Annotated in this window: 26 protein-coding genes; 12 read left to right on the plus strand and 14 right to left on the minus strand. The window is 72.2% G+C overall.

The window, feature by feature from the left end:
- The first annotated feature begins 154 nt into the window (after positions 1-154).
- Positions 155-931 carry a GNAT family N-acetyltransferase gene (locus tag ACNYS0_RS39130; RefSeq protein WP_422481018.1) on the plus strand — a complete coding sequence of 259 codons (777 nt, stop codon included), beginning with the start codon at positions 155-157 and terminating at the stop codon, positions 929-931.
- Positions 928-1,788: a lysophospholipid acyltransferase family protein gene (locus ACNYS0_RS39135; RefSeq protein ID WP_422481021.1), complete on the plus strand. Its 861-nt coding sequence runs from the start codon at positions 928-930 to the stop codon at positions 1,786-1,788. The genes ACNYS0_RS39130 and ACNYS0_RS39135 overlap by 4 nt, the downstream gene beginning before the upstream one ends.
- On the opposite strand, the gene ACNYS0_RS39140 is transcribed toward ACNYS0_RS39135, so the two are convergent.
- The gene (locus ACNYS0_RS39140; RefSeq protein ID WP_422481023.1) at positions 1,761-4,136 is read right to left on the minus strand and encodes an ATP-binding cassette domain-containing protein; all 2,376 of its coding nucleotides are present in this window, start codon (positions 4,134-4,136) and stop codon (positions 1,761-1,763) included. The genes ACNYS0_RS39135 and ACNYS0_RS39140 overlap by 28 nt on opposite strands.
- Positions 4,137-4,306: 170 nt before the next feature.
- Between ACNYS0_RS39140 and ACNYS0_RS39145 the strand changes: the two genes are divergently transcribed.
- The gene (locus ACNYS0_RS39145) at positions 4,307-5,917 is read left to right on the plus strand and encodes a phosphodiester glycosidase family protein (RefSeq protein WP_422481025.1); all 1,611 of its coding nucleotides are present in this window, start codon (positions 4,307-4,309) and stop codon (positions 5,915-5,917) included.
- A gap of 32 nt (positions 5,918-5,949) precedes the next feature.
- Positions 5,950-6,939, plus strand: a complete 990-nt coding sequence (locus ACNYS0_RS39150; RefSeq protein ID WP_422481028.1) for an alpha/beta hydrolase — start codon at positions 5,950-5,952, stop codon at positions 6,937-6,939.
- 8 nt (positions 6,940-6,947) lie between these two features.
- On the opposite strand, the gene ACNYS0_RS39155 is transcribed toward ACNYS0_RS39150, so the two are convergent.
- Complete coding sequence (locus ACNYS0_RS39155) at positions 6,948-7,955, minus strand: LLM class flavin-dependent oxidoreductase (protein WP_422481030.1); 1,008 nt, start codon at positions 7,953-7,955, stop codon at positions 6,948-6,950.
- 118 nt (positions 7,956-8,073) lie between these two features.
- A complete protein-coding gene (locus tag ACNYS0_RS39160) occupies positions 8,074-8,292 on the minus strand; it encodes a dodecin (protein WP_422481032.1) in 219 nt (72 codons plus the stop codon).
- 161 nt (positions 8,293-8,453) lie between these two features.
- Between ACNYS0_RS39160 and ACNYS0_RS39165 the strand changes: the two genes are divergently transcribed.
- Positions 8,454-9,734: an extracellular solute-binding protein gene (locus ACNYS0_RS39165; RefSeq protein ID WP_422481034.1), complete on the plus strand. Its 1,281-nt coding sequence runs from the start codon at positions 8,454-8,456 to the stop codon at positions 9,732-9,734.
- Here ACNYS0_RS39165 and ACNYS0_RS39170 read toward each other — a convergent pair.
- Positions 9,731-10,318, minus strand: coding sequence for a TetR family transcriptional regulator (locus ACNYS0_RS39170; RefSeq protein ID WP_422481037.1), 588 nt, complete (start codon positions 10,316-10,318; stop codon positions 9,731-9,733). The genes ACNYS0_RS39165 and ACNYS0_RS39170 overlap by 4 nt on opposite strands.
- A 137-nt stretch (positions 10,319-10,455) precedes the next feature.
- Here ACNYS0_RS39170 and ACNYS0_RS39175 point away from each other — a divergent pair, with 137 nt between their 5' ends.
- Positions 10,456-11,322 (plus strand): class I SAM-dependent methyltransferase, encoded by an 867-nt coding sequence (locus ACNYS0_RS39175; protein ID WP_422481039.1) that lies wholly within the window; start codon positions 10,456-10,458, stop codon positions 11,320-11,322.
- Here ACNYS0_RS39175 and egtD read toward each other — a convergent pair.
- The 4 genes from egtD to egtA are packed head-to-tail and all read right to left on the minus strand — an operon-like array spanning position 11,319 to position 15,689.
- Positions 11,319-12,293: an L-histidine N(alpha)-methyltransferase gene (gene egtD, locus ACNYS0_RS39180; protein WP_422481041.1), complete on the minus strand. Its 975-nt coding sequence runs from the start codon at positions 12,291-12,293 to the stop codon at positions 11,319-11,321. The two genes, ACNYS0_RS39175 and egtD, sit on opposite strands and share 4 nt — an antisense overlap.
- Complete coding sequence (gene egtC / locus ACNYS0_RS39185) at positions 12,290-13,045, minus strand: ergothioneine biosynthesis protein EgtC (protein ID WP_422481043.1); 756 nt, start codon at positions 13,043-13,045, stop codon at positions 12,290-12,292. The genes egtD and egtC overlap by 4 nt, the downstream gene beginning before the upstream one ends.
- Positions 13,045-14,394, minus strand: coding sequence for an ergothioneine biosynthesis protein EgtB (gene egtB / locus ACNYS0_RS39190; protein WP_422481045.1), 1,350 nt, complete (start codon positions 14,392-14,394; stop codon positions 13,045-13,047). Before egtB ends, egtC begins: the two co-directional genes overlap by 1 nt.
- Positions 14,391-15,689, minus strand: a complete 1,299-nt coding sequence (gene egtA / locus ACNYS0_RS39195; protein ID WP_422481047.1) for an ergothioneine biosynthesis glutamate--cysteine ligase EgtA — start codon at positions 15,687-15,689, stop codon at positions 14,391-14,393. The genes egtB and egtA overlap by 4 nt, the downstream gene beginning before the upstream one ends.
- 257 nt (positions 15,690-15,946) lie before the next feature.
- On the opposite strand from egtA, the gene ACNYS0_RS39200 reads away from it, so the two are divergent.
- Positions 15,947-16,783 carry a TIGR02452 family protein gene (locus tag ACNYS0_RS39200; RefSeq protein WP_422481049.1) on the plus strand — a complete coding sequence of 279 codons (837 nt, stop codon included), beginning with the start codon at positions 15,947-15,949 and terminating at the stop codon, positions 16,781-16,783.
- Here the strand turns inward: ACNYS0_RS39200 and ACNYS0_RS39205 are convergent.
- On the minus strand, positions 16,768-17,223 hold the full coding sequence (locus tag ACNYS0_RS39205; RefSeq protein ID WP_422481051.1) for a type II toxin-antitoxin system PemK/MazF family toxin: 456 nt from the start codon (positions 17,221-17,223) through the stop codon (positions 16,768-16,770). The two genes, ACNYS0_RS39200 and ACNYS0_RS39205, sit on opposite strands and share 16 nt — an antisense overlap.
- A gap of 71 nt (positions 17,224-17,294) precedes the next feature.
- On the opposite strand from ACNYS0_RS39205, the gene ACNYS0_RS39210 reads away from it, so the two are divergent.
- The gene (locus tag ACNYS0_RS39210) at positions 17,295-18,371 is read left to right on the plus strand and encodes a glycosyl hydrolase family 18 protein (RefSeq protein ID WP_422481053.1); all 1,077 of its coding nucleotides are present in this window, start codon (positions 17,295-17,297) and stop codon (positions 18,369-18,371) included.
- A gap of 28 nt (positions 18,372-18,399) precedes the next feature.
- A complete protein-coding gene (locus ACNYS0_RS39215) occupies positions 18,400-19,452 on the plus strand; it encodes a LacI family DNA-binding transcriptional regulator (RefSeq protein WP_422481055.1) in 1,053 nt (350 codons plus the stop codon).
- A 114-nt stretch (positions 19,453-19,566) separates the two neighbouring features.
- On the opposite strand, the gene trxA is transcribed toward ACNYS0_RS39215, so the two are convergent.
- Positions 19,567-19,980, minus strand: a complete 414-nt coding sequence (gene trxA, locus ACNYS0_RS39220; protein ID WP_422481057.1) for a thioredoxin — start codon at positions 19,978-19,980, stop codon at positions 19,567-19,569.
- A gap of 152 nt (positions 19,981-20,132) precedes the next feature.
- Here trxA and ACNYS0_RS39225 point away from each other — a divergent pair, with 152 nt between their 5' ends.
- Positions 20,133-21,560 carry a dihydrolipoyl dehydrogenase family protein gene (locus ACNYS0_RS39225; protein ID WP_422481059.1) on the plus strand — a complete coding sequence of 476 codons (1,428 nt, stop codon included), beginning with the start codon at positions 20,133-20,135 and terminating at the stop codon, positions 21,558-21,560.
- A gap of 64 nt (positions 21,561-21,624) precedes the next feature.
- On the opposite strand, the gene ACNYS0_RS39230 is transcribed toward ACNYS0_RS39225, so the two are convergent.
- From ACNYS0_RS39230 to ACNYS0_RS39245, 4 genes are read right to left on the minus strand one after another with little or no spacing between them, the layout of a single operon-like run.
- Positions 21,625-21,921 carry a colicin immunity domain-containing protein gene (locus ACNYS0_RS39230; protein WP_422481061.1) on the minus strand — a complete coding sequence of 99 codons (297 nt, stop codon included), beginning with the start codon at positions 21,919-21,921 and terminating at the stop codon, positions 21,625-21,627.
- Entirely contained in the window at positions 21,909-22,127 is a 219-nt protein-coding gene (locus ACNYS0_RS39235; RefSeq protein WP_422481063.1) for a hypothetical protein, read from the minus strand. The genes ACNYS0_RS39230 and ACNYS0_RS39235 overlap by 13 nt, the downstream gene beginning before the upstream one ends.
- Entirely contained in the window at positions 22,124-22,519 is a 396-nt protein-coding gene (locus ACNYS0_RS39240) for a hypothetical protein (protein WP_422481065.1), read from the minus strand. Before ACNYS0_RS39240 ends, ACNYS0_RS39235 begins: the two co-directional genes overlap by 4 nt.
- 21 nt (positions 22,520-22,540) lie before the next feature.
- Positions 22,541-22,684, minus strand: coding sequence for a hypothetical protein (locus ACNYS0_RS39245; RefSeq protein WP_422481067.1), 144 nt, complete (start codon positions 22,682-22,684; stop codon positions 22,541-22,543).
- 119 nt (positions 22,685-22,803) lie between these two features.
- Here ACNYS0_RS39245 and ACNYS0_RS39250 point away from each other — a divergent pair, with 119 nt between their 5' ends.
- A complete protein-coding gene (locus tag ACNYS0_RS39250) occupies positions 22,804-24,585 on the plus strand; it encodes a coagulation factor 5/8 type domain-containing protein (RefSeq protein ID WP_422481069.1) in 1,782 nt (593 codons plus the stop codon).
- 173 nt (positions 24,586-24,758) lie between these two features.
- A complete protein-coding gene (locus tag ACNYS0_RS39255; protein ID WP_422481071.1) occupies positions 24,759-25,268 on the plus strand; it encodes a hypothetical protein in 510 nt (169 codons plus the stop codon).
- The last annotated feature ends 46 nt before the right edge of the window (positions 25,269-25,314 follow it).

Consider the following 25,314-nt stretch of genomic DNA (forward strand, 5'->3'; position numbering starts at 1 on the left):
GCGCGGCGTGCCACCCCGGGCATTCAACCTCCCCACATCCGCGCACGACACGCTGGTCACGTACACGCCAACCGGGATCGGAAGAACTGAGGCGGAAGGCCGCACCACGTCGGCCCCCCCATTCCGCCGACAGGCACGTGACCAGGAGCCAGTCATGACCGGCGCACGTACGCTCGACCGCCCCGCACGATCCGTCGCCCCCACCCGCTACACCGTCACTCTCGCCCGGGACGAGGCCGACGTCCGCGCCGCCCAACGGCTGCGCCACGAGGTGTTCGCCCTCGAAATGGGCGCCCTGCTCGACACCCCGCGACCCGGACTCGACGTCGACACGTTCGACGACCACTGCGACCACCTGCTCGTGCGCGAGGTGCCCACCGGACAGGTGGTCGGCACCTACCGCCTGCTGCCTCCCGAGCGCGCTGCCGGGCTCGGGAGGCTGTACTCCGAGGGCGAGTTCGACCTCAGGTCGCTCGCCGCGATCCGCCCGGACCTCGTCGAGGTCGGGCGTTCCTGCGTGCACCGCGACCACCGCGACGGCGCCGTCATCGGCCTGATCTGGGCGGGCGTCGCCCGCTACATGATCGCCCGCGGCCACGAATGGCTCGCGGGCTGCTGCTCGATCCCGCTCGCCGACGGTGGCGCGCTCGCCGCGGCGACCTGGGACCGGGCGCGCGCCGACCACCTCGCGCCCGAGGAGTACCGGGTGACCCCGCTGCGCGCCTGGCGCCCGGACGACGTCGCCCGCCCCGCCGGACGCACCCCGCTCCCGGCCCTGCTGCGCGGCTACACGCGGCTCGGCGCCTGGGTGTGCGGGGCGCCCGCGCACGACCCGGACTTCGGGGTCGCCGACCTGTACGTGCTCCTGTCGATGCGCCGGATGAACCCGCGCTACCTGAACCACTTCCTCTCGCTCGCCCCGGCCCGATGAGCATCTGGCTGCCCACCGCGCCCTGTTCCAGCGCGTGCGTGGGGGACGAGAGCGCGGGTGTGCGGGTGCCGCGTGCGGTGCTGCGGCTCGCGGCGCTCCTCGCCGTGCTGGTCGTGGGCGTCGTGTTCCTGCCGTTCGGCCGGTGGGTGCCCGCGCGCGGGGTGCGCCTGTTCGCCAGGGCCGTCGTCCGCGCCACCGGGGTGCGCCTGCGCCTGACCGGCGCGGCGCCGCCCGCCGGTGGAGTGCTGGTGGTCGCCAACCACATCTCGTGGCTCGACATCCCGCTGCTCGCGGCCGTCCGCCCGGCCCGCATGGTGGCCAAGAAGGAGATCAGGCGGTGGCCGGTCGCGGGTTTCCTGGCGGCGCGGGCCGGCGTCGTCTTCATCGACCGCGACCGGCTGCGGGCGCTGCCCGGCACGGTGGCCTCGCTCGCCGCGGTCCTCGGGCGGGGCGGCGCGGTGGCGGTGTTCCCTGAGGGCAGCACCTGGTGCGGCCGGGCCCGGGGGACCTTCCGCCGGGCCGCGTTCCAGGCCGCCCTGGACGCGGGCACACCGGTGCAGCCGGTGCGGCTCGGCTACCGCCTGCCGGACGGGACGGTCAGCACCGCCCCCGCGTTCGTCGGCGACGACACCCTGCTCGCGGCCCTGTGGCGGGTGGTGTCGGCGCGGCGGATCGTGGCCCACGTGGAGATCCGCCCGGTGCTCGCCGCGGGCCGCCACGCGGACCGCAGATCGCTGGCCGAGGCGGCACAGGACGCCTCGGGGAGGCGCGCACCGCACGGGCCGCCGGCCCGCACCCTCGCTGAGGCCTCCAGCAGGCGCCTCGGCGCTCAGGACCCCAGCAGGCGCCCCAGGTAGCCGCCGGTCCGGCTCGTGGTCTCGGCGGCCACGGCGGCGGGCGGCCCCGCGACCACCACCTGTCCGCCCGCGGCCCCGCCACCGGGCCCCATGTCGACGACCCAGTCCGCCCCGGCGACCACCGACATGTCGTGCTCGACCACGACCACGGAGTGCCCGGCGTCCACCAGGCCGTTCAGCTGCCGCATCAGTACCTCGACGTCCGCGGGGTGCAGCCCGGTCGTCGGCTCGTCGAGGAGGTACAGGGTGTGCCCGCGCCGCACCCGCTGCAACTCGCTGGCCAGCTTGATGCGTTGGGCCTCGCCGCCCGACAGCTCGGTGGCCGGCTGCCCCAGCCGCAGATAGCCGAGGCCGACATCAAGGAGTGTCCGCAGGCTGCGCAGCACCGGGCGGGCCGCGTCGTCGTCCGCCGCCTCGAAGAACTCCGCCGCCGACTCCACCGTCAGATCGAGGACCTCGGCGATGTTCCGCCCCCGGTAGGCCACTTCGAGCGTCTCGGGGTTGTAGCGGGCGCCCGCGCAGTCCGGGCACGGTGTGTACGTGCTCGGCAGGAACAGCAGCTCGACGCTGACGAAACCCTCGCCCTGACAGGTCTCGCAGCGCCCGCCGGTGACATTGAACGAGAAGCGGCCGACGCCGTACCCGCGCGCCTTCGCCTCGTCGGTGGCGGCGAACACCTTGCGGACGACGTCGAACAGGCCCGTGTACGTGGCCAGGTTGGAGCGCGGTGTGCGCCCGATCGGCTTCTGGTCGACGACCACCAGCCGCCCGACCCCCTCGACCTCCTCGGTGATCTCGCCGATCAGCGTCGACTTGCCGGAACCGGAGACACCCGTGACGGCGGTGAAGGCGCCCAGCGGGAACGCGGCCGTCACCTCGCGCAGGTTGTGCCGGGTGACGGGTCCGACCTTCAACCATCCGGTGGGCGTGCGGACGTGGCGCTCCGGAGCCGGCTCGTCGTCGAAGAGGTAGCGGGCCGTCGCCGACTCCGCGACCTCGCGCAGCCCGTCGACCGGGCCGCTGTGCAGCACGCGGCCGCCGTGCTCCCCGGCCTGCGGACCGACGTCGACCAGCCAGTCGGCGTGCCGCATGACATCCAGGTGGTGCTCGACCACGAAGACGGAGTTGCCGGACGCCTTCAGCCGGTCGAGGACGGTGAGCAGGGCCTCGGTGTCGGCCGGGTGGAGCCCGGCCGACGGCTCGTCGAGTACGTACACGACACCGAACAGCCCCGACCTCAACTGAGTGGCCAGGCGCAGCCGTTGGAGCTCGCCCGCCGACAGCGTGGGTGTCGAGCGGTCGAGGCTCAGATAGCCGAGGCCGAGCTCCGTGACCGTGGCGATGCGGGCCCGCAGATCCTCGGTGAGCACGCGCGCCGTCTCGGACGTGTCGCCCTCGGCGGCAAGGAGGTCGGCGAGGTCCGCGAGCGGGACACCGGCGAGGTCCGCGATCGTACGCCCCGCGAAGGTGACGGCCAGGGCCTCGGCCCGCAGCCGGGCGCCCCCGCAGACCGGGCACGGCGTGCTCTCCAGGAACTTCTCGGCCTTCGCGCGCAGCGACTGGCTCTTGGAGTCCGAGAACGTCTTGAGCACATAGCGGTTCGCGCTCATGTACGTGCCCTGGTAGGGGCGGTGGATGCGGCCCGCGTCCCGCACCGGGTGCACGGTCACCACCGGCTGCTCGTCCGTGAACAGGATCCAGTCCCGTTCCTCCTGCGCCAGCTCCCGCCAGGGCCGGTCGACGTCATGGCCCAGCGCGTCGAGGACGTCGCGCAGGTTCTTGCCCTGCCAGGCGCCCGGCCAGGCGGCGATGGCGCCCTCGCGGATCGACAGCGAGGGGTCGGGCACCAGCAGTTCCTCGGTGGTGCGGTGCACCTGACCGAGGCCGTGGCACGAGGGGCACGCCCCGGCCGCCGTGTTCGAGGAGAAGGCGTCCGAGTCGAGGCGCTCGGCGCCCTCCGGATAGGTGCCGGCACGCGAGAACAGCATCCGCAGCGAGTTCGACAGCGTCGTCACCGTGCCGACCGAGGAGCGCGAGGTCGGCGCCGAACGGCTCTGCTGAAGCGACACCGCGGGCGGCAGCCCGCTGATCTCGCCCACCTTCGGCGCGCCGACCTGGTGGATGAGCCGGCGCGCGTACGGGGCGACCGACTCGAAGTAGCGGCGCTGCGCCTCCGCGTAGATCGTCCCGAAGGCGAGCGAGGACTTGCCCGAGCCCGACACCCCCGTGAAGACCGCGAGGACGTCGCGCGGGATGTCCACGTCGACGCCCTTGAGGTTGTGCTCGCGGGCGCCGCGCACCCGCACGAGACCGTCGTGGCGGGGGTCGGGCGAGGTGGGGTGGTGCATGGGGCGGGCTCCCGGTCGTGCGGCTGTCGCTGCTGCGTACTCCATGATCCACCACCGGCGCGCCGGAGGCGGCACGGAGAACGCCCGATGAATGATGTGCACACGCCTTGACTGGTGGTCATGGAATCACCCACGGTTACGGAGGTCGTCATTCGAGCAGTGGGGGGTTCGTGAACGGCAGACTTCTCGGCGTGGGCGCGGCCTTGTGCGCCCTCGCCCTCGTGGGCGCGACACCGGCACCGGCCACCTCCTCCGGGGCCCGGCCCGGCGGGCTGCCGCTCGGCGCCTCCGATCTGTCCGAGACCCGCACCACGCGCACCCTCCAGCCGGGCGTGACGCTCACCCGGATCGTGCGCGGCGCGGATGCCCCGGCCATGGCGTGGACCGTGGAGGTGTCCATTCCCGGTGGCGCCGGATCGCCCGACCCGGATGCGCCGCCGACCGCTCTGAAGGACGAGGCCAGCGCCGCCGAACTCGCCTCCGCCCTGCGCGCGGACGGCTTCGACGCCCGCTCGGAGAAGGTCACCACGGCGGCGACCGCCGACTACGCGGGCGGCACGCTCGGCTGGCGGGTCCGTGTCGGCACGTTCCCGACCGAGGCCGCCGCCACCGCCGAACGCACCCGCCTGCGCGCCGCCGGATACACCGGTTCCGCCTGGTACACCGGCTGGGACGGGAACGCGGGGGACCGCGGCCCCTGGCGCGTGGACGTCCTCACGATCGACCCGAAGAAGTTCGACGGCGACCTCAAGGCGTCGTACGGGCCCGACCTGGAGAACCGCGAGACCACCAGCGCGCTCGCCGCGGCGGAGGGCGCGACGGCCGGGGTCAACGCGGGCTTCTTCGTCCTCGACCCCAAGGCGGGCGCCCCCGGCGACCCGGCCGGCGTCGGTGTCTACGACGGCCGCCTGCTCAGCGAGGCGGTCAACGGACGCCCCGGCCTCGTCGTCCACGACTCGGCGCGCGGCACTGGGGTGGAGCGGTTCACCTGGCGCGGGAGCGTCCGCGCCGGCGGGACGAAGCTGCCGCTCGACGGCATCGACCGCGTCCCCGGCCTGATCCGCAACTGCGGCGGCACCTCCGACGACACTCCGACCGCCCGCCCGCTGCACGACACCACCTGCACCGACCCCGACGAACTCGTCGCGTTCACCCCGGAGTTCGGTAAGCAGACGCCGAAGGGTGAAGGCGCCGAAGCGGTCCTCGACCGGACCGGGCGGGTCGTCGAGGTGCGCTCCCCGCGCGGCGGCGCCCTGCCCGCCGGGGGCCGCAGCGTCCAGGCCACGGGAGCGTACGCGGCACAACTGACCGCCCTCGCGAAGGTGGGCCAACCCCTGCGCATCCAGAGCGGGTTGAAGGACGCCAAGGGCCGCGCCGTCACGCCCTCCCGCTCGACCGGCATCCTCAACGGCGGCCCCGAACTCGTCCGCGACGGCCGCCGCCACGTCACCCCGGCCACCGACGGCATGGTGCAGCCGGGCAACCCGAGCTTCTACTACGGCTGGGTGCACAAGCGGAACCCGCGCACCCTCGCGGGCATGGACGGCGCGGGCCGCACCGTCCTCGTCACCGCCGACGGCCGCGGGACCGGCTCACTCGGCCTGAGCATCAACGAGAGCGCCGATGTCGCGAGGTCCCTCGGCCTGCGGGACGCCATCAACCTCGACGGCGGCGGCTCGACCACGATGGTTGTCGACGGCCAGGTGATCAACGACCCGTCGGACGCGACCGGTGAACGCCCGGTCGGGGACGCCCTGTTGGTGCTCCCCGGCACCCACTGACCGCAAGCGCCGGACGACCCGAGGGAGCCGCCATGACCGCCGCCCCGACCCGCCGCACCAGACGCCTGCTGCTCGTCCTCGCCGCCCTGCTGCTCACCCTTGGCTCGGCCCCGTCGGCCGTCGCCGCCACACGGGCGAAACCTGCCGCGGAGGTCGTCGACGTCACCCAGGTCGCCGACCGCCAGGTGGACCTCTCCGTACGGGCATCGGCCCTCGGCGGGCGCACCGTCAAGGTCCGGCTGCTCACCCCCGACGGCTGGAACCCGAACGACCGCGCCAGGCACTGGCCCACCCTGTGGCTGCTGCACGGCTGCTGCGGCGACTACACGTCCTGGACGAACATGACGGACGTCGCCTCCGCCGACGGTCTGCGCGACGTCCTCGTCGTGATGCCCGAGGCGGGCTGGAACGGCTGGTACAGCGACTGGTGGAATTACGGCGAGGGCGGCGACCCGGCCTGGGACACCTTCCACACCCGTGACCTGCGCCGCCTGTTGGAGAGCGACTGGGGCGCGGGCTCCCGCCGCGTCGTCGCGGGCCTGTCGATGGGCGGACAGGGCGCGCTCCTGTACGCGGCCCGGCACCCGGGCATGTTCAAGGCCGCCGCGGCCTACTCCGGCTCCGCGCACCCGCTCCTGAACGACGAGTCCACGAGCCGGATCATGGGCTTCTTCGCGGGCCAGGGCAACGACCCTCTGCGCGTGTGGGGCGACCCCGTCGCCCAGCGCGACATCTGGGCCGCCCACGACCCGTACCACCTGGCCAAGCGCCTCAAGTCGGTCCCGGTGTACCTCTCGTGCGGCGACGGCACCGCGGGCCCCCTCGACCCGCCCGGCGCCACCAATGCCCTGGAGGCCGACTTCAACCGCCAGAACCACGCGCTGGCCGCCCAGTTGAGGAAGGTGGGCGCCAAACACCTCACCACCAACTTCTACGGCCCCGGCACCCACACCTGGCCGTACTGGCAGCGCGAACTGCACGCGTCGCTGCCGATGCTGCTGCGCGGTCTCGGGCTGGAATAGGGGAGGGGCTAGCGGGGCGTCAGGCGCGCGATCCTGGCCAGCCGGCGGAACGACTCCAGCAGCGCCTCGCGGTCGTACGTGCTGGTCGTCACCAGTACCTCCTGCGCCCCGCTCTCCTTGATCACCGTCTCCAGCTCGTCGGTGACCTGCTGCTCCGTGCCCGAGATGTGGCCGCGCAGCCCGGACTCGTACAGCTCCCGCTCCTTGTCGGTCATCTCGAAACCCCCGATGCGTTCGACGGGCGGCAGCGGCGGGAACGTGCCGTGCGTGCGCGAGTGCGCCATCGACCAGGCCTCGGGGGCGAGGATGCGGCGCGCCTCCGGCTCACTGCCCGCCACGGCGACCGTCCCCGAGATCACGACGTACGGCTCGGCGGCCCAGGGGGAGGGGCGGAACTCGGTGCGGTAGCGGTCGATGCCGCGCAGCATCTTCTCGCGGGAGCGGAGATCGCCGATCACCATCGGCAGACCGGCGCGGGCGGCGATCGTGGCACCCGAGCCCATCGCGAGCACGAACGGCGGCACGGCCAGGCCCTCGGAGGGGCGGGCGTGCACGCCCGTGGCCGAGGTGCCGGTGAAGAACGCCAGGAGTTCGTCGAGCTGCGCCGCGAAGTCGTCGGCGTCGTCCTTGTTCCGGCCGAGCGCTTTGCGCACCCCGCCCGTGAACCCGACGGAACGTCCGAGCCCCATGTCGATGCGGCCCGGGAAGAGCGACTCCAGGACCCCGAACTGCTCGGCCACGACCAGCGGCTGGTGGTTGGGCAGCATCACGCCGCCGGTGCCGACGCGGATGGTGCGGGTCGCCGCGGCGACGGCCGCCGCGAGCACGGTCGGCGCGGAACCGGCGACACCCGGCACACCGTGGTGCTCGGACACCCACAGGCGGTGGTATCCGAGCCGCTCCAGGTCCTGGGCCAGGGCGACGGTGTCGCGCAGCGCGTCCTGGTCGGAGTGGTCCGCGCGGGTGCGGGAACGGTCGAGGACGGAGAAGCGGGTCGATTCGATCACGGTGCTCACACCTTGGTTCAACGCCGTGGCGCCGCAGGGATTCCCGGGGCGGGAGGTCTTCCGTGCAGGCTGTCCACCACTGAAGGATGCCCAGGAGCGCGAGGGGCGGAGCCGAGGCGGTGGAGGCTCAGGTGTCGTCGTCCTCCAGGCGGAAGCCGAGCTTCAGGCCCACCTGCCAGTGCTCGACCTGTCCTTCGACGATCTGCCCCCTGACCTGCGTGACCTCGAACCAGTCGAGGTTGCGAACGGTCTGCGAGGCGCGCGCGATCCCATTGCGGACCGCCTCGTCCACGCCTTCGTGGGAGGTGCCGACGATCTCGGTGACGCGATACGTGTGGTTCGACATGGTTCCACCGTGCCCCAGCGGGGCGTGACCCGCCATCCGTATGGCATCCCCCTTGACCCTTCCGTTGGTCTATACCAAACTCCCTGAACGCCCGTAAGAGCCGCGCGCTCATCCCCCACGTCGGGCCGACCTTCCCTGTCCGCAGGCAGAAAGTGACCGACGTGAACTCCCGCCGCCTTGCCCTGACTTTCGCTTCCCTCCTCGCCACCGGCACGCTGCTCACCGCGTGCGGAGCCCTGCCGGGCACGGGGGAGGAGAAGGGGCCGGTCACTGTCTGGCTGATGCGGGGCAGCGCATCCGAGGACTTCCTCAAGCGGTTCACGGAGGACTTCGAGGCCCGGCACGACGGCCTCACCCTCGACATCCGCATCCAGGACTGGACCGGCATCGGCGCCAAGGTCACCAAGGCGCTCGACGAGCGGCGCGGCGGCGAGTCCGGCGCACCGGACGTCATCGAGGTGGGCAACACCCAGGTACCGGGCTACGTCGAGCAGGACGGCCTGCTCGACCTCTCCCTGGAGTCCGCGCGCGACCTCGGCATGCACGACTGGCTGCCCGGCCTCGCCGAGCCCGGCGTCGACTCCTCCCGCCAGTACGGCATCCCCTGGTACGCGGCGAACCGCGTCGTCATCTACAACAAGGACCTCTTCCGGCAGGCGGGCATCGACAGGCCGCCCACCACGCGCGCCGACTGGCTCGACGCGACACGGACCCTGAACTCCGGCGGCACCCAGGGCATCTACCTCGCGGGGCAGGACTGGTACACGCTCTCCGGCTTCATCTGGGACGAGGGCGGCCACCTCGCCAAGCAGACCTCCGGCGTCTGGTCCGGGACCCTGGACACGCCCGCCGCGCTGCGCGGCATGGCCTTCTACCGCCAACTCCAGGCGCTCGGCGGCGGGCCCAGGGACGCCGACGAGGAACACCCGCCGCAGGCCGAGGAGTTCGCCCGCGGCGACATCGCGCAGATCATCTCGGTGCCGGGCGCCAGCCAGCGCATCCTCCAGAAGAACCCGGAGCTGAAGGGCAAGCTGGGCTACTTCCCGATCCCCGGCAAGACCTCACGCAGGCCGGGCACGGTGTTCACCGGCGGCTCCGACCTGGTCGTGCCGGCGAACACCGACGACCGCGACGGCGCCGTCGAGGTCGTGAAGGCGCTGGCCGGCGAGAAGTGGAACACCGACCTGGCCCGCACCATGAACTACGTCCCGAACAAGACCACCCTCGCGGGCGCGGTCGCGGGCGAGCCGGGCGTGGCCGCGATGGCCGTCGGCGCCGCCCACGGCAAGGCGACGCCCGGCTCCCCGCTGTGGCCGAACGTGGAGTCCGGCTCCAATCCCATCAAGGAGTACATGTCCAAGGTCCTCGCGGGCGGCGACCCCTCGACCGAGGCGAAGCGGGCCTCCCGCGAGATCACCCGCCGACTCGACGAGCGGAGCTAGGCGCTTTCCACCAACGACGCGACCAGGCGCTTCATGGCGGGTCGCGGGTCGGGAGCGCCCGGCCAGCCGGTCATCAGCAGGTGGTGCGCGGTGCCGACGACGGCCAGGGCCACCGTGTCCGCGTCCAGGGTCCGTGGCACCCGGCCCAGACCTCGCTCGGCCTTCAGGTACGCGGTGATGGCCTCCTGGATCGCCGTGAAGCCGGGCGCCCCGCCCTCCAGGGCCTCGCGCACGCGCAGCGCGGCGGCGGGGCGGGTCATGGCGAGGCCCGAGATCGCGGGGCCGCCGGAGTCGAACAGCGCGAGGGCGACCGCCTCGACGTTGCCCGCCACCGTGCTCTGCCCCGCGAGCCCCGCCAGCGCCCGCGCCTTCGCCGCGGTCCGCGCGAACCGGTCGAGGCAGAGCTCGGCCACGAACTCGTCGAGCCCCGTGAAGTGTGTGTGCAGCAGCCCCTTGGCGCAGCCGGCCTCCGTGGTGACGGACCGGCTGGTGAGCGCGCCGGGGCCGTCTCTCTGCACGACGCGCTCGGCGGCCGCGAACAGCCGCTCGCGCACGTCCGGCGTCGCCACTCCGCGCGGTGACATGGGCCCCTCTTCCGTTCCGTCCTCGCTGCCCGCCAGGGCACAACACCTCGGATCGTAGCCGGGGATTGCCAGTTTGGGCACACGCCCATACTGTTTGGGCAAGCGCCCATACTCCGCTCCGCACCCCAGGGGGACTCGTGCAGGACATCGTCAACACCGAGCAGGCGCAGGCGTGGAACGGCCCCGAAGGCGTCCACTGGGCCCGCTACCAGGACCGCTGGAACGCCGTCAACGAGGGCTTCAACGAGCCGCTCCTGGACGCCGCGGCCATCACCGGAGCCGACCGGATCCTCGACCTCGGCTGCGGCTCCGGGCAGACCACCCGGCTCGCCGCGCTCCGGGCACCCCGGGGCCACGCGCTGGGGCTCGACCTGTCGGAACCCATGCTGGCCGAGGCTCGGGCCCGCGCCGAACGGGAGGGCGTCGCCAACGCCTCCTTCACGCAGGGCGACGCACAGGCGCACCCCTTCGAGGCGGCCGCCTTCGACGCCGCGATCAGCCGCTACGGGGTGATGTTCTACGCCGACCCCGTAGCGGCCTTCGCCAACGTCGGGCGGGCCCTGCGCCCCGGCGGCCGCCTGGCCTTCGTCTGCCCGGCCGACGCCGCGCTCAACGACTGGGTCGCGGCGATGGCGTCCCTGCGCGAGTTCCTGCCGGTCGGCGATTTCGGGCGGCCGGGACTCCCCGGCATGTTCTCCCTGGCCTCGCCGGACCGCATCCGCGAAGTCCTCGCCGCGGCCGGGTTCACCGGCGTCACCGTCCAGCGGACGCAGGCATACGGAACGTGGGGGAGCGGGGCCAAGGACGCGGCGGACTTCCTGCTGGGGACGGGGCCAGGCCGCCACCTGATGGAGCAGGCCGAAGCGGACGCCCGGGAGCGCGCCCGCCGCGCCCTGACCGACCACCTGCGCGGACACGAGACGGCGGCCGGCACGGTCCGGCTGCGCAGCACCTGCTGGCTGGTCACCGCCGACCGCCCGGCCGCCGCCTCGGCCTCCGCCTAGGGCAGTCCCGCCGACGCCCTGCTGAGCGACAGCGCGAACCGGCCCTCGGTGTCCGTCCACCAGTGCGCCAACTCAAGGCCCACATCATGCAGTTCCGCCTTCACGACCTCCTGGCGGAACTTCGCCGAGACCTCCGTGCGCACCTCCTCGCCCGCCGCGAAGTCGACCTCGAGGTCGAGGGCCGGGATCTTGACGGTCTGCGCGGTGGTGGCGCGCAGCCGCATCTCGATCCACTCGCACTCGGCGTTCCACAGGGCGACGTGCTCGAACGCGTCGGGGTGGAAGTCGGCGCCCAGCTCGCGGTCCATCACGGTCAGCACGTTCTTGTTGAACGCGGCCGTGACACCCGCCGCGTCGTCGTACGCCGCGACCAGCGTCGCCTCGTCCTTCACCAGGTCCGTGCCGAGCAGGAAGAAGTCGCCGGGCGACAGCAGGCCCCGCACCGCCGTCAGGAAGGCGGCCCGCTCGTCCGGCAGCAGATTGCCGATCGTGCCGCCGAGGAAGGCGACCAGGCGCGGCCCGGGTGTCTCCGGCAGGTCGAACGCGATGGTGAAGTCCGTGACCATGGCGTGGATGTCGAGCGCGGGCCGCTCGGCGAGCAGCGTGTCCGCCGCGCCGCGCAGCGCGCTCTCGCTCACGTCCACGGGCACGTACGTCGTCAGGTCGGTCAGCGCGTCGAGGAGGTGGCGCGTCTTGTCGGACGAGCCGGAGCCCAGCTCGACGAGGGTGCGCGCACCGGTCGCCCCGGCGATCTCGTGGGCGCGCGCGATGAGGATCTCCCGCTCGGCGCGGGTCGGGTAGTACTCGGGCAACCGGGTGATCTCGTCGAAGAGTTCGCTGCCGCGCGCGTCGTAGAACCATTTCGGCGGCAGGGTTTTGGGGTCGTGTGTCAGGCCGTGCAGGACGTCGGACCGGAGTGCCGCGTCGGTGGCGTCCTCGGGCAGGGTGCGGGTCATGCGGAACGGGCTCACGCGGAGGGCTCCTTGAGCGGGGTCAACAGGACGTCGGTACGGCTCGCCGCGAGCAGCGTGCGGTCGGGGACCTCGATCCAGTGCGGATCGTCGTCGTACGGTTCGGACGCGACGACGACGGAGCGGCCCGGCTCGGTGCGGTACCACAGGGTGTCGCCCCAGGCCGTGGCCGTGATCGTCTCGCCGTTGGTGAGCAGGAAGTTGAGGCGGGCGGTGGGCGCCGCCTCGGCGATCTCCAGGGTGGTGTCGGCGAGCGCCTGAGCCTCCTCGTCGCCCGAGCGCAGCCGGTGCAGGACCAGCGCCCACAGGAATGCCGCGTCGCAGCGGGCCTCCAGGGAGAGCAGGTCCGTCGGCGGCAGCGTGGGCGTCAGGGAGGTCAGGGACTGCGGCCACCCCGGCACCGCGCCGTTGTGGCTGAACAGCCAGGGGCCCGTCGCGTACGGGGCCGCTGCCGCCTCCCCGTCCGCCCCGGCGAGTGTCGCGTCGCGGACCGCCGCGAGCAGCGCCCCGGAACGGACCACGCGCGCCAGGTCCTGGTAGGCCGCGTCGCCCCAGATGGGTCCCGCGCGGCGGTAGCGCGCGGGCACCGGATCGTCGTCCGCGTACCAACCCACCCCGAAACCATCCGCGTTGACCGTGCCGTGCTGTTGTCTGCGCGGCGCCCAGGACTGCCGGAACAGGCTGTGCGGCGGCCGGTCGACGACCTCGCCGAGCGGTACGGGCGGCCCCAGATAGGCCAGGTGACGGCACATCAGGCACGCTCCAGGGGTTCGGCGTCACGGGCCGTGCGGAACCCGGAGAAGATCTGCCGCCGGATCGGATGGTCCCAGTTGCGGAACGTGCCCCGGCAGGCCACCGCGTCCACGGCGAACGCACCACCGCGCAACACCTTGTAGTCGCCCCCGAAGAACACCTCCGAGTACTCGCGGTACGGATACGCCACGAACCCCGGATAGGGCAGGAAGTCGCTGGACGTCCACTCCCATACGTCGCCCATCAACTGCCGTACGCCCAAAGGGGATTCGCCCAGCGGGTAGCTGCCCGCCGGAGCCGGTCGCAGATGCCGCTGGCCCAGGTTCGCGCGGTCCGGCGTCGGGTCCGCGTCGCCCCAGGGGTAGCGCATCGACCGCCCGGTGGCAGGGTCGTGGCGCGCCGCCTTCTCCCACTCCTCCTCGCTCGGCAGGCGCCGCCCCGCCCACCGCGCGTAGGCGTCGGCCTCGTACCAGCTCACATGCAGCACCGGCTCGTCCGGCGGTACGGGCTCGGTCACCCCGAACCGCCTGCGCAGCCACTGCCCGCCCTCGCGACGCCAGAACAGCGGCGCCTCAAGGCCGTGTTCGCGCACCATCGCCCAGCCGTCCGGAGCCCACCAGCGTTCCTGGCGGTAGCCGCCCTCCTCGACGAACTCCAGGTACGCGGCGTTCGTCACCGGCGTCGTGTCGATGTGGAACGGCGGCACAAGGCGGGTGTGCGCGGGCCGCTCGTTGTCCAGGGCCCACGGCTCCGCCGTCGTGCCCATCGTGAACGGGCCGCCGGGGACGAGCACCTCGGCGGGACCGTCGTACGGCCGCGCCAGGGGTTCGGGATCGGGCGCCGTGAGGGCCGCGCCGCCCTTCCTGAGCTGGTGAGTGATCAGCATCGTCTCGTCGTGCTGCTGCTCGTGCTGGGCGATCATCCCGAAGGCGAAGCCCGAGCGGGTCAGGCGCTCCGTCCCCTCCGCCTCGAACGAGGCCTTCTCCAGCACGTCGAAGGCCCGGCCGCGGACGTCCGCCGCATAGCCGCGGGCCTCCCCGGGCGCGAGCAGCGGCAGGCTCGGGCGCTCCGAGCGCGGGTGCTCGAAGGCGTCGTACAGCGGGTCGATCTCGGGGCGGATCGCCTCCTGGCCGGCGACCGCGCGCAGCAGCCACTGCTCCTCCTGGTTCCCGATGTGCGCGAGATCCCAGACGAGCGGCGACATCAACGGCGAGTGCTGGGCGGTGAGTTCGCCCTCGTCGACGCAGCTCGTCAGCAGCGTCGTGCGGCGCCGCGCGGCCTCCAGGGCCTTTGCGGCGCGGCCACGGAGCGCCTCCGGGTCCGTGGTGACGTTCTCCTCGGCGGTCATGATCGGACGGTCCTCCCCTGGGCGGGTTCTCGCGTGAGCTGATCGAGCACGTCGTCGGCGGGACAGCGGCCGCGCATGACATAGCGGTGGGTGAAGTCGGCGACCGCCTGCCGCACGTCGGCATCCGCGCCGAGTCGCGGCAGCGCCTCCAGCGCCGTCGTGAAACAGGCCGTGGCGGCCTCGCGCAGCTCGGGATCGGCGAGGCCGAGCCGGGCCGCGTCGCGCCACAGCGGATTGTGCGGAGCCGGCAGCGGACCCGCCCGCTCCGCAAGCGGCTTGACCGCGCGGTACGCGGTCTCGGCGGCCTGCGCGTCGTCGAACAGGGCGGTCGTCACGGCGAGCGGCACCAGCCACCCGTCGTCGCCCGGCTGCGCGTCGATCATGCGCAGTTCGAGGTGCCCGCGCGGGCGCACGGGCGGGAAGAGGGTGGTCAGGTGGTAGTCGAGGTCCGATCGGGTCGGCGGGCGCGGCGCGCCGGTGCGCGCCCACTCGCGGAAGGACAGCCCGTCCGGAACCTGCCAGGGGCCGTCGTCGGCGCGTATGCACATCACGGGCGCGTCGAGCACGTGCCGCGCCCACGCCTCGCGCGGGTCGAAGTCGAGGGGCACGCCGCCCGAGCGGCCCACGTCGATCCGCTCCCACAGCAGCTGCCGCGTGGAGCGCCAGCCGGTCGGGCGCCCGGACAGCATCGGTGAGTTGGCGAACGCGGCCACCAGGACCGCGCCCAGCAGATGCGCGAGCCGCCAGCGCCGGCCGAGCCCCTGCGGTCCCGGCTCCTCGTGCCCCGCGTCCAGGCACACCTGCACGGACGCGGACGAGCACATCATGGAGCGCCCGGCGCGCCCGGCCCGGTCGAGCGAGGCCTCCAGGGCGTCGTAACGGGGCTGATGGAGAACACGTCGCGGCGGCAGCCAGGGGTCGGTGCCGTGCCCGGAGAGGACGAGTCCGTGGCCGCGGAGCGCGGAGCGGACGGCGGCCAGATCGGCCCGCATGGCCGAGACGCATTCGGTGAGGGTGGCGGCGGGGAGCGAACTGAGTTCCAGCTGCCCGCCGGGTTCCACGGTGAGCGCCGAGCGCAGGGGCAGGGCGCGCAGTGCGACGTATGCCGCATCCAGTCGTTCTGGCGGTAAGGGGAGCCACGGCTTCGGCAGCGGGCGCGGCTCGTGGACGATCCATTCCAGCTCGACCCCGACCTTGCGGGGTGGTCCGGTCTTGAAGCAGATGCCCCGTACCAGGGCCTCCGCCTCGGCCTCGGTGACCAGGTCACCGAGCGCCGTACAGTCTCCCTCGCTCATGGGGGGATTCCTCCTGGTTCGCACGTCTCCATGGTCCCCGGTGGGGGCCATCCCGTCGATTCGGCCGGGCGCCGACAAACAGCCCCTTCCGGGCGACGCAGACCCTCCACCCAAGACGGTTCGGGCGGCTCGCACAAGAGTGCCTCTGGACATCCGCGCGACTTCGTCGAAGAGGACAAAAACCTGTTGCCCGCTCGGTCACTGTGCGTACACGATGGATTCATGAACACGACGGGGGAGACGGCGGGGGACGCGGCGTGAGCGCGCGATTGCGCGAGCTCGCGCGGAGCACGGAGCGGATCGTCGACTCGGGGGAGTACGCGGGCGACGGGGGCCGCGTGGTGACGATCGGCGCCGCGGTGGCACGGGCGCGGGCGGGCACCAGGATGTACGGGCCCGACCCGGTGCCCGTGCCGCCGATCTCGCCGGTGGACCGGAGGGACATCGAGGTCACGGGCGAGAGCAGCCTGGAGGTGGCGCGCCGCATGACGGGGGAGCGACCGCGGCCGGTCGCCGTCCTGAACTTCGCCTCGGCCCGCAACCCGGGCGGCGGCTACCTGAACGGGGCGCAGGCCCAGGAAGAGGCCCTCTGCCGCTGCTCCGCGCTGTACGCGTGCCTGACCGGGGTGCCCGAGTTCTACGCCCACCACCGCGAGCACCGCGACGCCTTCTACACCGACCGTGTCATCCACGCGCCGGCCGTCCCGGTGTTCCGTGACGACCAGGGCCGGCTGCTCGACACACCGTTCGAGGCGGGATTCCTGACGTCGGCCGCGCCGAACGCGGGAGTGATCGCGCAGCGCACCCCGGAGCGGGTGCCCGGGATACCCGCTGCCCTCGCCTCGCGCGCCGAGCGCGTGCTGGAGGTCGCCGCGGCCGAGGGATACCGCAGGCTCGTCCTCGGAGCCTGGGGCTGCGGGGTGTTCCGCAATGATCCGGGACAGGTCGCCGAGGCCTTCCGCACCTTGCTCGAAGGGCGTTTCGCACACCACTTCGAGCAGGTGGTGTGCGCCGTCCTCGACCGTGCGAAGGGCGCGCCCACCCGCTCCGCGTTCGAGCGCGCCTTCGACCGGGCGGATCAGCGCCAGCCGTAGCGCTCCCGCAGCCGAAGCACCACCGTGTTGAACCGGCCGCGGTCGAGCGCACAGGCCTCGCGGCGCATCCCCTTCTCGTGCACGCGCAGCACCCGGTCCAGGTCCACCCACGAATCCCGGCCGTCCCGGTCCCAGGGCCCCGAACCGAGCGCCACCCACTCGCGGTCGCCGTCGTGCCGCTTGCTGGACAGCTGCACCGCCAGCAGCGTGCCGCCCGCCTCCCGGGCGACCACGAGCACCGGGCGGTCCTTGCCGCGCCCGTCGTTCTCCTCGTACGGCACCCAGGTCCACACGATCTCGCCGGGATCCGGGTCGCCGTCGTGCGCGGGCGCGTACTCGGTGCGCACCCTGCCGACCCGTGTCGGCTCGGCCTCCACCGTGGCCGTCGCGCCGCCGCGGCCGGGGTGCTCGTACGCTTGGTCATCCGTATAGGCAGTCACGCGGGTCACGTTAGACGCCGACCGGCCCAATCCCTGCGGCGGGTACGCCGGATGGGCCGCAGGCTCGCCCCATGAACCGACGTCACCGCACCGCCCTCTGCGTCCTCACCGGGACCCTCGCCCTCACCGCCGCGGCGCCCGCGGGCCCCGCCGCCTCCGAGGCCGCACCCCCGCGCACCGTCTCCGCGTGGCTCCCGTACTGGGACCAGGAGGCCGCCTACCAGAACGCCCTCGACCACGCCGCACAGATCCGGACCATCAGCCCCTTCTGGTACCAGACGAAATCCGCGGACCGGGTCGCAGGCCACACCGGCGCGGGCGAGCGCCGCATCATCAACGGACTGCACGCCCGCGGCATCCAGGTCGTCCCCACCGTCATGGAAACGATGAAGCCGGGTGCCCTGGCCAAGGTCCTCAACGACCCGAAGTCCCGCACCCGCCACATCGACGCCCTGCTCGACGTCGCCCGCAGCCGCGCCTACGACGGACTCGACATCGACTACGAGACGATCGCCACCGCCCCCGACGACAAGTACCGCGCGGTGCGCGCCGGTTACACCGCCTTCGCCACCGAGCTGTGCGCACGCCTGCACGCCTCCGGCAAGAAGTGCTTCCTGACCGTGATGCCCAAGACCCGTTCGACGGGCCGCATCTGGGACTACAAGAAGCTGGGGGCCGCCGCCGACCGCATGCGCATCATGGCGTACAACCTGCACTCCGCGGAGGGCAGGCCGGGACCGCTGGCCTCACCCCAGTGGTACGACGAGATCCTCTCCCGCGCGACTGCCCAAGTCCCGCGCGCCAAACTGGAGATGGGCCTGCCCGCGTACGGCTGGAACTGGAAGGTGGGCGGCGCCCGCGGCGACGGAAAGAAGGAGCGCGCGCGGCACGTCACGTCCAAGTCCGCCGAGGAACTGCGCCGCAAGGTCGGCGCGCGCTACGCCCTCGACCCCGAGTCCCGCACCCCCCACTTCACGTACACCGAGGGCAAGGGCAAGAAGGCCACCCGCCGCACGGTCTGGTACCAGGACGCCGCCGGCACCGCCGCACACCTCCCCGTCCTGCGCAAATACGGCGTACGCGACACGGTCCTGTGGGCGCTGAACTTCGAGGACCCCAAGCTGTGGAAGACCCTGGCACGGGGGTAGGCGCATCCGGCCGACGCCGTCTGCAAGGATGCCGTACGTCATGGTGCAGATACCGAAGCAGCAGTCCGCCCAGCCGTCCGTGCCGACCCGGCCCGAGTCCGGCGCCCTGCCCACGAGCGCCGACGTCGCGCGTCTCGCCGGGGTCTCGCGCGCCACCGTCAGCTACGTCCTCAACAACACGAGCGCGGTCCGCATCAGCGAGCCGACCCGGCGGCGCGTCCACGAGGCCGCCAAGGAACTCGGCTACGTCCCGCACGCCGCCGCCCGCAGCCTGCGCGCGGGACACACCCGGATCGTCCTCGTGCCGACCCCCGACGTGCCGATCGGGCCCCTGTACAGCGCCTTCCTCAATGAACTCCAGTGGGCGCTGAGCCGCCTCGACTACACCGTCGTGCAGTACGGCAGCGTGGGCCTGGACGGCGACGCCGCCGCCCGCGCCTGGGCCGAGCTGCGCCCGGTCGCCGTCCTTGGCCCGGTAGGCCTGGGTGCCGACGGCATCGCCGTGCTCCGCCGTTCCGGCGCCCGCGCCGTCATCACGCTCGGCCCGGAGCCGGTCGAGGGCGCGCACGCCCTGCTCACGGACCACCGGCAGGTCGGCCGTGCCGCCGCCGCACACCTCCTGGCCCGCGGCCATCGGCGCATCGGCGTGGTCATGCCGAAGGAGCCGGGACTCGACGTCTTCTCGGTGCCGCGCCTGGAGGGCGTGCGCCGGGCGGGCGCGGAAGCGGTGCCGCTGCCGCTCGCCTACGACGAGCAGGATGCGGCCCAAGTCGCCGCACAGGTGGGGGAGTTGGGGCTCGGCTCCGTATTCGCGTACAACGACGAGTACGCCATGCTGCTGATGCGCGCGCTCCAGGACGCGGGCGTCGACATCCCCGGCGACGTGGCCGTGATGGGCGCCGACGACCTGATGCTCGGACGGCTGCTGCGTCCCCGGCTGAGCACGGTGCGGCTCGACCTGCCGTCGGGGCGGGAGCTGGCGGAACTGGTCGACCGCCTGGTCAGGGACCCGGACCGGGACGGGGAGCCGGCGCGGCGGGAGGCGCTTGCGGTGACGGTGGTGGCGCGCGACTCGGCCTGAGGCGCGCCTCAGGACCGGGGCGAGTCTCAGGACCGGGGCCGGAATGCCACGAGGCGGTCGCCCTCATCAGAGGGCGACCGCCTCGCGTGCATTCGAGTGACGGGGGGGGGAGGCTCAGCCCTCCTGGCCCGGCCCCTGCCCTTGGCCCTCCTGCTCGGCCTTCGCCTGCTGCTCGGCGACCGACGCGCGGACCTCGTCCATGTCCAGCTTGCGGGCCTGGCCGATGACGTCCTCGAGCGCCTCCTTGGGCAGCGCGCCGGGCTGCGCGAACACAGCCACCTGGTCACGCACGATCATGAGGGTCGGGATCGACTGGATCCCGAAAGCGGCGGCCAGCTCCGGCTGGGCCTCGGTGTCGACCTTGCCGAACACCAGGTCCGGGTTGGCCTCTGCGGCCTGCTCGTAGACCGGGGCGAACTGCTTGCAAGGCCCGCACCAGTCAGCCCAGAAGTCGATCAGTACGAACTCGTTCTCCGTAACCGTCTGATCGAAGTTCTCCTTGGTCAGCTCCGTGGTGGTGCTGCTCATGGTGTTTTTCCCTCTTCCTGCTTCCGGGGTTCGGGGCGAAGCCGTAGGGGGCAAAGCCGCTGTGCACAACCGTCCGGATGTCGGACGTATTCCGCGCTCGTACCCATGTGCTCGGCACGCACACATCCGACCACACTGAGAGACTGGGGCGCATGACGGAAGCCAACACGTACGACGTCGTGGTGCTCGGAGCGGGACCCGTCGGCGAGAACGTCGCCGACCGCGCGCGGGCCGGGGGACTGAGCGCCGCCATCGTGGAGAGCGAGCTCGTCGGAGGCGAGTGCTCTTACTGGGCGTGCATGCCCAGCAAGGCGCTGCTCCGCCCGGTGATCGCCCGCGCCGACGCCCGCCGGGTGCCCGGCCTGCGCCAGGCGGTCCAGGGCCCGCTCGACGCCCAGGCGGTCCTCGCGCACCGCGACGACTACACCTCGCACTGGAAGGACGACGGCCAGGTCGGCTGGCTGGAGTCCATCGGCATCGACCTGTACCGCGGCCACGGCCGCCTCGACGGACCGCGCCGCGTCACGGTCACCGCCGAGGACGGCACGGTGACCACCCTCACGGCACGCCACGCGGTCGCCGTCTGCACGGGCACGCGCGCGGCCCTGCCGCCGCTCCCGGGCCTGGACGCGGTCAAACCATGGACCAGCCGGGAGGCGACGAGCGCGGACCACGTTCCCGGCCGCCTCATCGTCGTCGGCGGCGGCGTGGTCGCCACGGAGATGGCCACGGCCTGGCAGGCGCTGGGCTCGCAGGTCACCGTGCTCGTACGCGGCGGCGGCCTGCTGGAGCGGATGGAACCGTTCGCGGGCGAGCTGGTGGCGGACGCGCTGCGCGAGGCGGGCGCGGACCTGCGCACGGGTGTCTCGGTGAAATCGGTGGAACGCTCCGCCTCCGGCTCGGTGGTGGCGACCCTCGACGACGGCACGACCCTCGAAGCCGACGAGATCCTCTTCGCGACCGGCCGCGCGCCGCGCACGGAGGACATCGGCCTGGAGACGGTGGGCCTGAAGCCCGGCTCCTGGCTCGACGTCGACGACTCCCTCCGTGTCACGGACTCCACCTGGCTCTACGCGGTCGGCGACGCCAACCACCGCGCGCTCCTCACCCACCAGGGCAAGTACCAGGCGCGCATCGCGGGCGCCGCGATCACGGCCCGCGCGCAGGGCGTCCCGCTCCTGGAGACCGACCGCTGGGGCGCCCACGCCGCGACGGCCGACCACGACGCGGTCCCGCAGGTCGTCTTCACCGACCCCGAGGCCGCGAGCGCGGGACTCACCCTCGCCGAGGCCCAGGTTGCTGGCCACCGCGTCCGCGCGGTCGACTACGACATGGCGAACGTCGCCGGCACCGGCCTCTACGCCGACGGCTACACGGGCCGCGCCCGCATGATCGTCGACCTCGACCGGGAGATCCTCCTGGGCGTCACCTTCGTCGGCCCGGGCGTCGGCGAACTCATCCACTCGGCGACGATCGCGATCGCGGGCGAGGTCCCCATCGACCGACTGTGGCATGCGGTACCGGCGTATCCGACGATCAGCGAGGTGTGGTTGAGGTTGCTGGAGACGTATCGGGGCTAGGCAGCCCAGTCGAGCACCACCAGCGGAAGCGGCCCGGCCGGAGACACGCGCCGGGCCGCGAAGGTCAGTTGTCACGGCAGGCGTCGAGGAACGCCCTCGCCGCGGCAAGGAGCTCCGGTTCGGTCACATCGCCGGGATCCCGCGCATCGACATCCGGCACGAAGTCCTCGACGACGTAGAACAGTTCGTTGAGTACGGCGAAGTCCGTGTCCGAGATTTCCTGCAAGCTGCTGAACAGCTCCCAGAACCGCGAATCGAACTGCGGCGCGTTGATCCGTCTGGAGACGAAGAGTTCAGCCAGGCGAACGTAGGGTGCGAGTGCGCTCGAAGGCGTCGCACTGTGCCCCCTCACAAGGTCCATTCGACGACCCACCTGCCCTCGTCGAAGAACTGCTGCAACGAGGCGAAGTCCTCCACCCACTCGTCGCCCCCGGCCACCTTCAAGTCTGGGTCGGCGGCAGTCAGCACCAAGTAGCTCGGAGGGTCGTCCGGGAGTTCCTGGATGTATACGTAACGCCCTTGTTCATCGCCCGAAGCGATCCTGCCCAGCGTTTCCACCTGGATCATTTCGTTTCCTGGGGACTCTTGCCCCGGAGGCCATGGCGTTGATTGGCGCACATGCCTTCCTCCAGCTCGTGGATGTCCCGATCGCCGGATCCGACGCAGGTCCAGCGGACCGGATCCTCGTACTCCCAGCTGGCCGGGTCCGCCAAGAGGTCGTCGAGGGCCTGTCCGGTCACCTCTTCACTGGTGAGGTGCGCGGGCCATTCGTCCGACTGGAACACCTTGATGAAGCCGAGGCGCTGCCAGCACCGGATCAGACATGTGAAGCGCGGAATGTGCGTACGCCACTCCTCCTCGTCCTCGGTCTCCGAGAAGTCGGCCAGCAGCGCCCAGAGGTCCGACCCCTCGCCTCCGTTGATGAAGAGGCAGTACTCGTCGTCCTCCCACTCCTTCATGGGGTGCGCTCCATCCTCGGCTCACTCGCCCTGTTTCTTGATGTCTTGGGCGTACGGCTCGCCCATCATGCCCGGGTGCGCCCACCAGGGCGAGGCCATGACGTGCGCCCCAGCAGTCAACCCGTCGGCCGGCGTCCGCAGTTCGTGGCCACCCCCTTCCGTCACTTCATGAACTAAGTTCCGCGGCACCCCTTGACGCCGCATTCACAACCCTGAAACATGCGTCGCCAAGAGAGCGCTCCCACACCCCCCACTCGTTCATTTCCTGAACCAGGAGAGCCGCTGTGACTCGCTTCCCCCTGTCCTTGTCGCGCCGCAGAGTACTCGGAGCGGCCGCCGCCGTCGGCGCCGCGCTGCCCGTGCTCGGGGCCACGTCGGCGCCGGCCGCGCCCGCCCCCTCGCCCGCACGCCGCAAGCGCCTCGCCGCAGGCGGTGACCTCGGGCCCAATGTGATCGTGTTCGACCCGTCCACGCCCGGCATCCAGGCCAAGCTCGACGAGATCTTCAAGCAGCAGGAGTCCGCCCAGTTCGGCGCCGGGCGCTACCAATTGCTGTTCAAGCCGGGCACCTACAACGGGCTCAACGCGCAACTCGGCTTCTACACCTCGATATCAGGCCTCGGGTTGTCCCCGGATGACACCGTCATCAACGGCGATGTCACCGTCGACGCCGGGTGGTTCGACGGCAACGCCACGCAGAACTTCTGGCGCAGCGCCGAGAACCTCGCGCTGGTGCCGGTCAACGGGACGAACCGGTGGGCGGTCGCCCAGGCCGCCCCCTTCCGGCGCATGCACGTGCGCGGCGGCCTCAACCTCTCCCCGGACGGCTACGGCTGGGCCAGCGGTGGCTACATCGCCGACAGCCGCATCGACGGCACCGTAGGCCCGTACTCGCAGCAGCAGTGGTACACCCGCGACTCCTCGGTGGGCGGATGGCAGAACGCCGTCTGGAACATGGTGTTCTCCGGCGTCGAGGGCGCACCCGCGCAGAGCTTTCCCGACCCGCCGTACACCACCCTCGACACCACCCCCGTCTCCCGCGAGAAGCCCTTCCTGTACCTGGACGGCGCGGACTACAAGGTGTTCCTGCCGGAGAAGCGGACCAACGCGCGCGGCACGACCTGGGGCAGCGGGACACCACGCGGCACCTCGCTCCCCTTGAGTCAGTTCTACGTCGCCCAGCCCGGCGCCGACGCGAGCACCCTCAACGCCGCCCTCGATCAGGGGCTCAATCTGCTTCTCACACCCGGCATCTACCACCTGGACGCGCCCGTGGAGGTGAAGCGCGCGGGCACCGTCGTCCTCGGTCTCGGCTACGCCACCCTCGTCCCGGACGGCGGTGTCACGGCGCTGAAGGTGGCGGACGTCGACGGAGTGCGGCTCGCCGGGTTCCTGGTGGACGCGGGGACCGTCAACTCTCCCACCCTCGTCGAGATCGGGCCGCAGGGCGCCTCCGCGGACCACTCCAGCGACCCGATCACCATGCAGGACGTGTTCGTCCGCATCGGTGGCGCCGGTGCCGGCAAGGCCACCACCAGCCTTGTCGTCAACGCCCGGCACACCATCGTCGACCACACGTGGGTGTGGCGCGCCGACCACGGAGAGGGCGTGGGCTGGGACACCAACCGGGCCGACTACGGCGTCGTCGTCAACGGCGACGACGTGCTGATGACCGGCCTGTTCGTCGAGCACTTCAACAAGTACGACGTCCAGTGGAACGGCGAGCGCGGGCGCACGATCTTCTTCCAGAACGAGAAGGCGTACGACGCCCCGAACCAGGCGGCCATCCAGAACGGCGACATGAAGGGATTCGCCGCCTACAAGGTCGCCGACTCCGTGACGAGCCACGAGGGTTGGGGCCTCGGCTCGTACTGCTTCTACAACGTCGACCCGACCATCGTGCAGCACCACGGCTTCTCCGCTCCGAACGCGCCGGGCGTGAAGTTCCACGACCTGCTCGTGGTGTCACTGGGCGGCAAGGGGCAGTACGAACACGTCATCAACGACACCGGTGCCGCCACCTCGGGCAGCGACACCGTCCCCTCGACGGTCGTCTCCTACCCCTGACGGGTGCCATGCGGGCCCCGGACGGTCGGCCGCCACGGCACCGGCCGGCCGTCCGGGGGTCTTCCGCACGCGCGTAGACCCTGGCACGATCTGGGCCGATCCACCTGCACCACAGCTGTCACATCCCGCTCAGGACTCAGGACTCAGGCACTGGCAGGAAGGCCGCGATCCCCATGCGTATCCGCTCCGCGCTCACCGCGCTCGCCCTCACCACGGGCGCTCTCGTCGCCCCCGGCTTCGGCGTGCTGACGACCTCGACCGACGCGTTCGCCGCCACGAAGATCTCGCATGCGACGGCGACGTCGATGTTCCGCTCGGTCGGGATCACCTGGTCGTCCTCCGGCGGCTGTTCCGACCGGAACGTGTCCACGTGCACGTCGTTCGAGCAGCTCAATCTCGCCACCGCCCAGGGCGCCCAGACGCTGAAGAAGGCCAGCGCGTGCGCGCTCAACATCACGGGCGGCACCGAGACCGGCCACGCGAGCGGCACGTACTCGCACTGGAACGGCTACAAGCTCGACTTCGGCAAGAACACCTGCGTCACCAGCTACGTCAAGAACCACTTCACCTACATCGGCCTGCGCGGCGACGGCGCCCCGCAGTACAAGGCCGGGTCCGGCAACGTGTACGCGGACGAGGGCAACCACTGGGACGTGACGTTCTACAACTGCGGCGGCTGCTGACCACCCCCGCAACATCCAATGTCCGTAGGTGAGTTGAAAAAGGTGT

Origin of the sequence: Streptomyces anthophorae (assembly GCF_049310305.1) — a bacterium.
Classification (GTDB): Bacteria; Actinomycetota; Actinomycetes; order Streptomycetales; family Streptomycetaceae; genus Streptomyces.

Bases quoted from the DNA above. Each gene is read 5' to 3' on its own strand.
- ACNYS0_RS39130 (WP_422481018.1), top strand. From the start codon at position 155: ATGACCGGCGCACGTACGCTCGACCGCCCCGCACGATCCGTCGCCCCC.
- ACNYS0_RS39135 (WP_422481021.1), top strand. From the start codon at position 928: ATGAGCATCTGGCTGCCCACCGCGCCCTGTTCCAGCGCGTGCGTGGGG.
- ACNYS0_RS39140 (WP_422481023.1), bottom strand. From the start codon at position 4,136: ATGCACCACCCCACCTCGCCCGACCCCCGCCACGACGGTCTCGTGCGG.
- ACNYS0_RS39150 (WP_422481028.1), top strand. From the start codon at position 5,950: ATGACCGCCGCCCCGACCCGCCGCACCAGACGCCTGCTGCTCGTCCTC.
- ACNYS0_RS39160 (WP_422481032.1), bottom strand. From the start codon at position 8,292: ATGTCGAACCACACGTATCGCGTCACCGAGATCGTCGGCACCTCCCAC.
- ACNYS0_RS39170 (WP_422481037.1), bottom strand. From the start codon at position 10,318: ATGTCACCGCGCGGAGTGGCGACGCCGGACGTGCGCGAGCGGCTGTTC.
- egtC (WP_422481043.1), bottom strand. From the start codon at position 13,045: ATGTGCCGTCACCTGGCCTATCTGGGGCCGCCCGTACCGCTCGGCGAG.
- egtB (WP_422481045.1), bottom strand. From the start codon at position 14,394: ATGACCGCCGAGGAGAACGTCACCACGGACCCGGAGGCGCTCCGTGGC.
- egtA (WP_422481047.1), bottom strand. From the start codon at position 15,689: ATGAGCGAGGGAGACTGTACGGCGCTCGGTGACCTGGTCACCGAGGCC.
- ACNYS0_RS39210 (WP_422481053.1), top strand. From the start codon at position 17,295: ATGAACCGACGTCACCGCACCGCCCTCTGCGTCCTCACCGGGACCCTC.
- ACNYS0_RS39215 (WP_422481055.1), top strand. From the start codon at position 18,400: ATGCCGTACGTCATGGTGCAGATACCGAAGCAGCAGTCCGCCCAGCCG.
- trxA (WP_422481057.1), bottom strand. From the start codon at position 19,980: ATGAGCAGCACCACCACGGAGCTGACCAAGGAGAACTTCGATCAGACG.
- ACNYS0_RS39225 (WP_422481059.1), top strand. From the start codon at position 20,133: ATGACGGAAGCCAACACGTACGACGTCGTGGTGCTCGGAGCGGGACCC.
- ACNYS0_RS39230 (WP_422481061.1), bottom strand. From the start codon at position 21,921: ATGGACCTTGTGAGGGGGCACAGTGCGACGCCTTCGAGCGCACTCGCA.
- ACNYS0_RS39235 (WP_422481063.1), bottom strand. From the start codon at position 22,127: ATGATCCAGGTGGAAACGCTGGGCAGGATCGCTTCGGGCGATGAACAA.
- ACNYS0_RS39240 (WP_422481065.1), bottom strand. From the start codon at position 22,519: ATGAAGGAGTGGGAGGACGACGAGTACTGCCTCTTCATCAACGGAGGC.
- ACNYS0_RS39255 (WP_422481071.1), top strand. From the start codon at position 24,759: ATGCGTATCCGCTCCGCGCTCACCGCGCTCGCCCTCACCACGGGCGCT.